Here is an 8,327-nt window from a genome sequence, read left to right on the forward strand (position 1 = left end):
CCTCGGGAACGCGTCGCGGGAACGCGCTTCGGGAACGCGTTTCAGGAACGCACCGGGACGCTCCGGTAGAGCTCCGCGATGCAGGCCCGGGAGAGCGCGGCCAGGCTGGAGACCATCAGCTCCGGCGGCAGGCCCGCGCTCCGGTAGGCCAGCGGGAGTTCGGTGCAGGCCGCCACCACCGGCAGCCTGCGGCGCCGCCACAGCCGTCCGACGGCCTCCCGGAAGGCGGCGCCGGCCTCCTCGGCCCGTCCGGCCTTCACCCGTTCGGCGGCCCCGTGGACCGCCTCCTGCGTCCCGCCGTCCGGCACCAGCAGCCGGTAGCCCCGGGCCGCGGCCCGCCGCTGGTAGAGGCCGCTCAGCACCGTCCCGGTGGTCGCCGTGAGCCACCCGCCGTCCGGGCTGAGCCGGACGGCCTCGTCCAGCGTGGCGTCGACGATGTCGACCACCGGGACGGGCGAGGTGGCGGCGAAGCCGTCCAGGAAGACGTGCGCCGTGTTGCAGGGGACGGCCAGCAGGTCCGCGCCCCAGCCGGCCAGCGTGCGCAGGCACTCGCGCACCCGCCGCCCGGGCTCGTCGTCGCCGCCGAGGATCGCGGCGGTGCGGTCCGGGATGCCCGGCTCGGACAGCAGCAGCAGCCGGGGGTGCTGCTGGTCCCGGGAGGCCGGCGCGTCGGCCGCGAGCAGCCGCAGGAACTCCGCGGTCGCCGCCGGGCCCATGCCGCCCAGTACGCCCAGGGTCCGCTCGGGAGCCCGTGCCGTCAGCGCTGTCATGCCTCGACTGTGGACGGCTGCGCTGACCCGGAACTGACATTCGCCTGACATCCACCGTTTGGGGGAACTCCCCATCCGGAGAGGGGGGTTAGCCCCATGGTCCCCGGCTTTCCCAGCGGGATAGCTTCGGGGGGTCCGCCCCGCGACGGGGCCTGTCCAGGAACGTCCTTCAGATCTGGGGAATGACATGCGCCAGCAGTCCGGCCGTCTCGCGTCCTTCGTCGTCCTCGCGGCCGCCGTGGGCGGTCTCAGCGCGTGCGGGTTGGCTCCCGACAACAACTTCGACGACGACGCCACGGTGAGCGACAAGATCACCGCCGTACGGCTCGACACCACCTCCGGCGGCGTGACCCTGCGCGGCAAGGACGGCCTCGACAAGGTCTCCGTGCACCGGTCCGTCAGCTACAAGAACGACAAGCCCGGGGTGACGAGCCGGGTCGAGAACGGCGTCCTGGTGCTGGGCGGCTGCGGCCAGTACTGCTCGGTCACCTACACCGTCGAGGTCCCCCCGGGGCTGCCGGTCAGCGGCCAGACCAACTCCGGTTCGGTCAACCTCACCCAGGTGGGCAACGTGCAGGTGTCCACCCACTCCGGGGCGGTCAGCCTGGACGGGGTGAACGGCACCACGGAGGTGAAGACCACCAACGGCGCCATCACCGGGCGCGGCCTGAACGGCAGCCGCATCCAGACCGAGACCCACAACGGGGCGATCGACCTCGTCTCGACCAAGCCGCAGGACGTCTCCGCGTCGACCTCCAACGGCGCCATCACCCTGGTCGTGCCGAGCGCCACGTACAAGGTGTCGGCGAAGACCGGCAACGGCCACAAGGACATCGGGGTCTCCGACGACCCGTCCGGCCGCTACCAGCTCAACCTGAGCACCAGCAACGGGCGCATCCAGGTCAAGCAGGCCTAGGGGCCGGATTCCAGGCTGCCGTCCGGCGATCAGCCGGGCGTCAGCAGCCTGTCAGCGTTCCCGGCGAATCTGGTGGGGCTCCGATCCTTGTCGCGAGGAGGCCCCGTCGCATGACGTCGATAGAAGCGGTATCGAGCTACCTGCCACCGACGGTCTCGGTCGAACAGCTGCGGGAGCCGCTGGGGCTGACCGACCAGCAGGTGCGCCGGTTCACCAGGCTGTACGGCCTCGACCGGATCTGCCAGGCACCCGACCAGTCCGAGGCGGAGCTGCTGGCCACCGCGGCGGGCAAGCTCGACGCCCTCGCCGGGCAGGAGGACCGGATCCGGTACGTGGTGCGCGCCAAGGGGCTGCGCACCACCGCACCGTACCCGATCAGCCCGCTGCGGACGGTCTGCGAGTCGCTGGGGCTGCGCCGGGCGAAGGTCCTCGCGGTGGCCGACCACGGCTGCGCCACCGGACTGCTCGCGGTGGACGCGGCCGGCACCCTGCTGGCGGCGGACGGCGACCCGGACGCGCTCGCGCTGGTGCTGGCCGGGGACAAGACGCTCACCCCGTTCTCCCAGTGGGTCGAGGACGTCTCGATCATGGGCGAGGGCGTCACCGCCGTACTGGTGGGCGCCGGCGGCGACCGCAACCGGGTGCTCGGCTACCACGCCCGGATCCACGGCCGCGAGGACGGCGTCATCGACCTCGACGCCGAGGGCGCCCGCGAGGCCAAGCGGATCTACCAGGACGCGATGGCCGAGGTCATCGACGGCGCCCTGGACGCGGCCGGCCTGGCCGTCGGCGACCTCGACCTGGTGCTGCCGCACAACGTCAACCGGGTCTCCTGGACGGTCGCCGCCAACGCGCTCGGCATCGACCGGGACCGCATCTTCCTGGAGAACATCGGCCGGACCGGCCACTGCTTCTGCGCCGACCCCTTCATCAACTACCAGTCGGCGCTCGAACTCGGCCTGCTGCGGCCCGGGCACACCTACCTGATGACCTCCGCGGGGCTCGGCCAGTCCTTCGCCGCGATGGTCGTGAGGCACTGATGGGCGCCCGCGCCGGGGGCCGTACCCCCGATGCCGCCGACGCCCCCGACGCCGCCGACGCCGCCGACCGGCTGGCCCTCGCCCTGACCGGCTCCCCCGACGCCCGGCTGCTCTTCCTGGGCAACTTCGAGGTGGAGCAGCAGTGGGCGCTCGGCGAGCACACCCTGCCCCGGCTCTCCGCCGCCACCTCCAGCGCCGTGGTCAACCGGATGGACGAGTTCGCGCTGCTGCTGGCCGGCGGCCGGGACCACGTGGTGCTCAAGACCCGGCCGGACGGCGACTACCTCGGCTACCTGGCCGGGCTCGGCCTGGACCTGCCGCGCATCCACGTCCCCGCCGCCCAGGACCCGCAGCGCACCGTCACCGAGGACGCCCTGGCCGACCCGGCCCTGCTCGCCGAACTGGCGGGCCTGGCCGCCGACGGCTGCCGGATCGCCGCCCACGGCGTGTCCGAGCCGGAGGAGCGCCTCGCCGCGGCCACCGGGCTGCGCCTGGCCGGACCGGACGCGGCCACCTGCAAGGCCGTCAACAGCAAGGTCTACAGCCGCCGGATCGCCGACGAGCTCGGCCTGCGCCAGCCCCGCGGCTGGGCCTGCGAGACGCTCGCCGAACTCGCCGACGCCTTCGCGGCGGTGGACGCCGAGCTCGGCGACGGCCGGGCCGTGGTGAAGGAGGCGTTCGGCGTCTCCGGCAAGGGCATCGCCCGGCTGACCAGCCGGCGCCGCGGCGAGCGGATCCTCGGGCTGATCGCCAAGCAGGTCGAGGCCTCCGGACGGCCGCGGATCGCCATGGTGGTCGAGGAGTGGGTCGCCAAGAGCACCGACCTCAACTACCAGTTCACGGTGGGCCTGGACGGCTCGGTGGCGTTCGACTTCGTCAAGGAGCAGCTCACCGAGGACGGCGTCCACAAGGGCCACCGGATGCCCGCCCGGCTCCGCGCCGGCCAGGTCGACGAGCTGCGCACCGCCGCGGACCGGCTCGGCAAGCGGCTGGCCGCCGACGGCTTCCACGGCGTGGTGGGCGTGGACGCCATGGTGGACCCGGACGGCGGGATCTACCCGGTCGTGGAGATCAACGCCCGCAACAACATGTCCACCTACCAGGTCCGTCTGCAGGAACGGTTCGTCAAGCCGGAGCAGGTCGCCGTCGCCCGCCACTACCCGCTGCGGCTGACCGCACCACTGGCCTTCGACGAGCTGCGCCGGCTGCTCGACGGCCTGCTGCTCGACCCGGCCGGCGGCACCGGCCTGCTGGTGAACAACTTCGCCACCGTCAACGCGGCGTTCACCGGCGGCGACGCCCCGGTCGACGGCCGGCTGTACGGGATCGTCGTCGCGGACTCGGCGGAGGAACTGACCACCATCGACGCGGAGATCGCCGACCGGCTCGACCGGCGGGAGAGAGGGGACCGGCCATGAGCGACGTCTTCGAGATCCAGGGCACACCCGTCACCGAGATCGCCCGGCGGTACGGCACCCCGCTCTTCCTCTACGACGGGGACGCCCTGACCGGGCGGATGCGCGACCTGCGCGAACAGCTGGACCCCCGGCTTCAGGTCTTCTTCTCCCTCAAGTCCAACCCCAACCTCGCCATCTGCGCCCTGCTCCACGCCCACGGCGCCCGCGCCGAGGTCTCCTCGCTCACCGAGCTGCGCACCGCGCGGCAGGCCGGGGTGGCCGGCCGGGACATCCTCTTCCTCGGGCCGGGCAAGAGCCGGGAGGAGCTGCTCGCCTGCCTGGACGAGGAGATCGCGGCGATCGTCTGCGAGTCCCTCCAGGAACTCGCGCTGATCGACGAACTCGCCCGCGAGCGCGGCACGGTGGCGCCGGTCGCGCTGCGGGTCAACCCGAGCTTCTCGGTCAAGGGCTCCGGCCTCACCATGGGCGGCAAACCCCGCCAGTTCGGCATGGACGAGGCCCAACTGCTCGCCGATCCGGGGCTGGTGGCACGCCACCCGGCGGTGCGGGTGATGGGCGTCCAGGTCTACATGGGCACCCGCATCCTGGTCGAGGACACCATCGTCGAGAACACCGAGCGGATCTTCGACCTGGCCGAACGCCTCAGCGCCGCCCTGGACTTCGAGCTGGAGTTGGTGGACGTCGGCGGCGGGCTCGGCGTCGCCTACTTCGACGGCGAACGGGACCTCGACCTGCCGAAGCTCGCCGCCGGGATCAACCCGCTGGTCGCCGCGTTCGCCGAACGCCACCCCGGCACCCGGCTGGTGATGGAGCTCGGCCGCTACCTCACCGCGCTGGCCGGCACCTACGTCACCCGGATCCGGTACGTGAAGGAGTCGCTGGGCGAGCGCTTCGCGGTCGCCGACGGCGGCACCCACCACCACATGGCGGCGGTCGGCATCGGCTCCTTCGTCAAGCGCAACTTCCCGATGCTGCTGCTCAACCGGCTCGACGAACCCGCCACCGAGGTCTGGAACGTCACCGGTCCGCTCTGCACGCCCAACGACACGCTGGCCAAGAAGGCCGAGCTGCCGCCGGTGCGGCCGGGCGACCTGCTCGGCGTGCTGCGCTCCGGCGCGTACGGGCCGACCGCCTCCCCCGTGCACTTCCTCAGCCACGGCTACCCGGCCGAGGTGCTGGTGCTCGACGGCGAGGCGCACCTGGTCCGCGAGGCCGACCGCCCGGAGGACCTGCTGCGCCACCAGCGCCCGATCGCCCCCGAACTCCTCAACCGCTCCAGCTAGTTGTCGCACGTCCCCACCCCCAACCCCCGGAAGGAGTGCCGACCATGACCGGAGCCACCGGCACGGACCGCGCGCGGATCGTCACCGAGATCTCCGCCGCCCTCGGCGAGGTGCTCGACTACGACCTGCCCGAACTCACCGAGGAGTCACGGCTCTTCGACGAGCTGGGCCTCGACTCGACCGGCGTCTTCGAGCTGCTGATGCGGCTGGAGGAGTCGCTGGACGTCGAGTTCGACACCGACTCGCTGGAGATGGCCCACTTCGCGAGCGTCCGCTCGCTGGCCGACTTCGTGGCCACGGAACTGGGCGGCTGAGCATGCCGGTCCGGACCGTACCGACGAAGGGCCCCTGGGAGGCGCCCGCCGTCTTCCCGCTCGGGCTCGCCGCGATCACCCACCGGAGGTTCCCGCCGGGCCGGGCACGGATCGACGACGCCTTCTCGCTGCGCCACTTCGCCGACCTGACGGCCGCCTACGGCGTCGACCACCGGCCGGAGCTGGTCCGGGAGGCGGCCGGGAACACCTTCGCCGACATGGCCGGGGAGCTGCTCGCCGCACTCGCCCCGGGGGAACCGGCGACCGCGCAGGCGCCGCCGATCGAGCTGGCGGTGGTCGCCCACGCCACCCCGGACCTGGACTGCCGGCTCGCCGCCGTCACCAGCCTCTCCGAGCGGGTCCCCGGCGCACCGCTCTCCTTCGCGGTCTCCGAGTGCGGCTCCAACGCCCCCTTCGCCGCGCTGCGGCTGGCCGACGCCTACGCCCGGCGGCACGGCCTGCGCAGCGTCGCCGTGTTCGTGCTCGACCAGGCCACCTTCCCGTACGAGACCGGGCGGGACCTCGCCGGGGACGCCGGCCTCGCGCTGCTGCTGACCGACACCGGCTCCCTCGGCCGGCTCACCCTGTGGCAGCGCACCGGCACCGAACCGGACGGCGTGGCGGCCGCCGTCCGCACCGCCCTGGCCGAACTGGACGCCACCGGCTGCCCGTTGGTCCTCGGAACCGCCCTCGACCCGGCGCGCGACCTGCCCGGCCACCCCGGCCGGATCGTGCGCACCCCGCCGGGCCACCCGGCCTCCGGCACCCTCACCGCCCTCGCCGCCGACCCCGCCTGGTCGGCCGGCCGGGAGGAGCGGATCGCCGTCGTCGACCACGAGCCCGACACCGGCGACCTGGCCGTCTGCCTGATCGAACGGGGCGGGCGGTGACCACCGTGACGCACCGGGACACGGACCTGTGGACCCGCTGCCAGGACGCCGCCCGGCACCGGGGCCTCGCCCCGGCGCTGCGGCTGCTCGCCTCCTCCCTGACGCCCGGCCTGCTGCCCTGCGGGCCCGGCGGGCACACCCTGGCCGACGCCGGGACCTTCGCCGAGGCCGGCGGGCTCTGGATCGCCGGCACCACCCGGCCGCGCCGCCCCGCCGACGAGGCCGTGCTGTCGCGCACCGCGCTGCCCGGCGGCGAGGTGGTCGCCGCCACCGTCACGACCGCCCCGCCGACGGCCCGGCGCGGCGCGGCCGAGCGGGAGGCCGGCGCCGCCTTCGTCCTGGGCCTGGCCTGGGTGCGGCTCGGCCTGTCGGAGTCGCTGCGCTCGGCCTGCCTGGGCTACCTGGGCCGGCGCCGCAGCGGCGACTCGTACCTGTTGCAGCAGCAGCTGGTGAAGGGCACCGTCGCCGAGGCGGTGGCCGACCACCTGGAGGTCCGGGCGGTGCTGTCCGGCGCCGGACCGGGCGACCTGCCGGCCGCGGTGCTGGCGGACGTGCACGCCCGGATCACCGCGGCCGACCGGGAGCAGGTCCGGCTGCTGGGCGCCAGCGGCTACCTGCGGGACGGCCCCGGGATGCCCTGCTACCTGTCGGAGCTGCTGGCGGAGGTCCACGTGACCGGGGAGGAACCGCGATGACCGGGCCGGACGGGCACCTGGCCGCGCTGCGCGCCAGGGCCCGCGAGTGGGGCGCCGGACTGCGCCCGCTCGCGCTGGAGATCGACCGCGACCCGGAGGCGATCCGGCACCACCTGGACCTCCCGGCCGTGCGCTACCTGGCGACGATGGGCATCCCGGCCGCGTACGGGAACGAGCCGGAGAAGATCGACGGGCAGCGCCACTGCGGCGACTCGGCGCTGGAGCGCGCCGTCGTCATGGAGGAGCTCGCCCGCGCCGACGTCGGCGCGATGGTCGCCTCGCCGGGCCCGTTCCTGGCCGGCGTCGCGGTCGGCCTGTGCGCCGACGAGCGGCAGAAGGAGTGGTTCTACGGCCGGATGCTCCGCGAACCCCTGTGGACCTGCTTCGCGCTGACCGAACCGGACCGCGGCTCGGACGCGGCGGCCCTGACCACCGCGCTGACCCCCGCCCCCGGCGGGGCGCTGCTCAGCGGCGAGAAGCGCTACGTGGGCAACGCCTCGCGGGCCCGGCTCGCGGTGGTCTTCGCCCGCACCCGGCCCGGGCCGCTCGGCATCACCGCCGTCCTGGTCGACACCGACACCCCCGGCTTCCACGCCGAGCCGCTGGACATGCTGGGACTGCGCGGCGCGCGGATCAGCGCCGTCCGGCTGGAGTCGGTGGCCGTCCCCGAGGAGCACGTCCTCGGCCGCCACCTCCCGGCCAGCCGGCGCGGGGTCTGGTCCTTCGTCCAGATCTTCAACCAGCTGCGCCCGGGCGTCGCGGCGATCGCGGTCGGGATCGCCCGCGCCGCCCACGACTACGTGGCCGCGCACCGCGGCCCGCTGCGCACCGCCGAGCAGGAGCGGCTGGACGCGATCGGCCGCCGGATCGACGCCGTCCACCGGCTGGTCCTGGACGCCGCCGCGACGGTCGACGCCCGGCCGGCCGACGGGCACCTCGCCTCGGCCGCCAAACTGCGCGCCGCCCGGCTCGCCGAGGACGTGACGCTGGCGGCCTGCGGG

The 8,327-nt window shown here is 74.3% G+C and carries 9 protein-coding genes; 8 read left to right on the top strand and 1 reads right to left on the bottom strand.

Annotation, left to right across the window (positions count from 1 at the left end; translation table 11 throughout):
- Positions 1-41: 41 nt before the first annotated feature.
- Positions 42-770 (bottom strand): aspartate/glutamate racemase family protein, encoded by a 729-nt coding sequence (locus tag ACFU6K_RS22400; RefSeq protein ID WP_380665633.1) that lies wholly within the window; start codon positions 768-770, stop codon positions 42-44.
- Positions 771-957: 187 nt separating this feature from the next.
- Between ACFU6K_RS22400 and ACFU6K_RS22405 the strand changes: the two genes are divergently transcribed.
- From ACFU6K_RS22405 to ACFU6K_RS22440, 8 genes are all read left to right on the top strand, one after another.
- Positions 958-1,686 (top strand): DUF4097 domain-containing protein, encoded by a 729-nt coding sequence (locus ACFU6K_RS22405; RefSeq protein ID WP_380665635.1) that lies wholly within the window; start codon positions 958-960, stop codon positions 1,684-1,686.
- A 110-nt stretch (positions 1,687-1,796) separates the two neighbouring features.
- Complete coding sequence (locus ACFU6K_RS22410) at positions 1,797-2,726, top strand: 3-oxoacyl-[acyl-carrier-protein] synthase III C-terminal domain-containing protein (protein WP_380665637.1); 930 nt, start codon at positions 1,797-1,799, stop codon at positions 2,724-2,726.
- Positions 2,726-4,144 carry a hypothetical protein gene (locus ACFU6K_RS22415; protein ID WP_380665639.1) on the top strand — a complete coding sequence of 473 codons (1,419 nt, stop codon included), beginning with the start codon at positions 2,726-2,728 and terminating at the stop codon, positions 4,142-4,144. The genes ACFU6K_RS22410 and ACFU6K_RS22415 overlap by 1 nt, the downstream gene beginning before the upstream one ends.
- Entirely contained in the window at positions 4,141-5,427 is a 1,287-nt protein-coding gene (locus ACFU6K_RS22420; RefSeq protein ID WP_380665641.1) for a type III PLP-dependent enzyme, read from the top strand. Before ACFU6K_RS22415 ends, ACFU6K_RS22420 begins: the two co-directional genes overlap by 4 nt.
- A gap of 44 nt (positions 5,428-5,471) precedes the next feature.
- Positions 5,472-5,741 carry an acyl carrier protein gene (locus ACFU6K_RS22425; RefSeq protein ID WP_049655074.1) on the top strand — a complete coding sequence of 90 codons (270 nt, stop codon included), beginning with the start codon at positions 5,472-5,474 and terminating at the stop codon, positions 5,739-5,741.
- Positions 5,742-5,743: 2 nt separating this feature from the next.
- Positions 5,744-6,631, top strand: coding sequence for a hypothetical protein (locus ACFU6K_RS22430; RefSeq protein WP_380665643.1), 888 nt, complete (start codon positions 5,744-5,746; stop codon positions 6,629-6,631).
- A complete protein-coding gene (locus ACFU6K_RS22435; RefSeq protein WP_380665646.1) occupies positions 6,628-7,326 on the top strand; it encodes a hypothetical protein in 699 nt (232 codons plus the stop codon). Before ACFU6K_RS22430 ends, ACFU6K_RS22435 begins: the two co-directional genes overlap by 4 nt.
- Positions 7,323-8,327, top strand: a 1,005-nt coding sequence (locus ACFU6K_RS22440; protein WP_380665648.1) for an acyl-CoA dehydrogenase family protein, incomplete at its 3' end; no start/stop codon positions are given. The genes ACFU6K_RS22435 and ACFU6K_RS22440, both read left to right, overlap by 4 nt.

The sequence above is a fragment of the Kitasatospora sp. NPDC057512 genome, from assembly GCF_042802135.1.
GTDB lineage: Bacteria > Actinomycetota > Actinomycetes > Streptomycetales > Streptomycetaceae > Kitasatospora.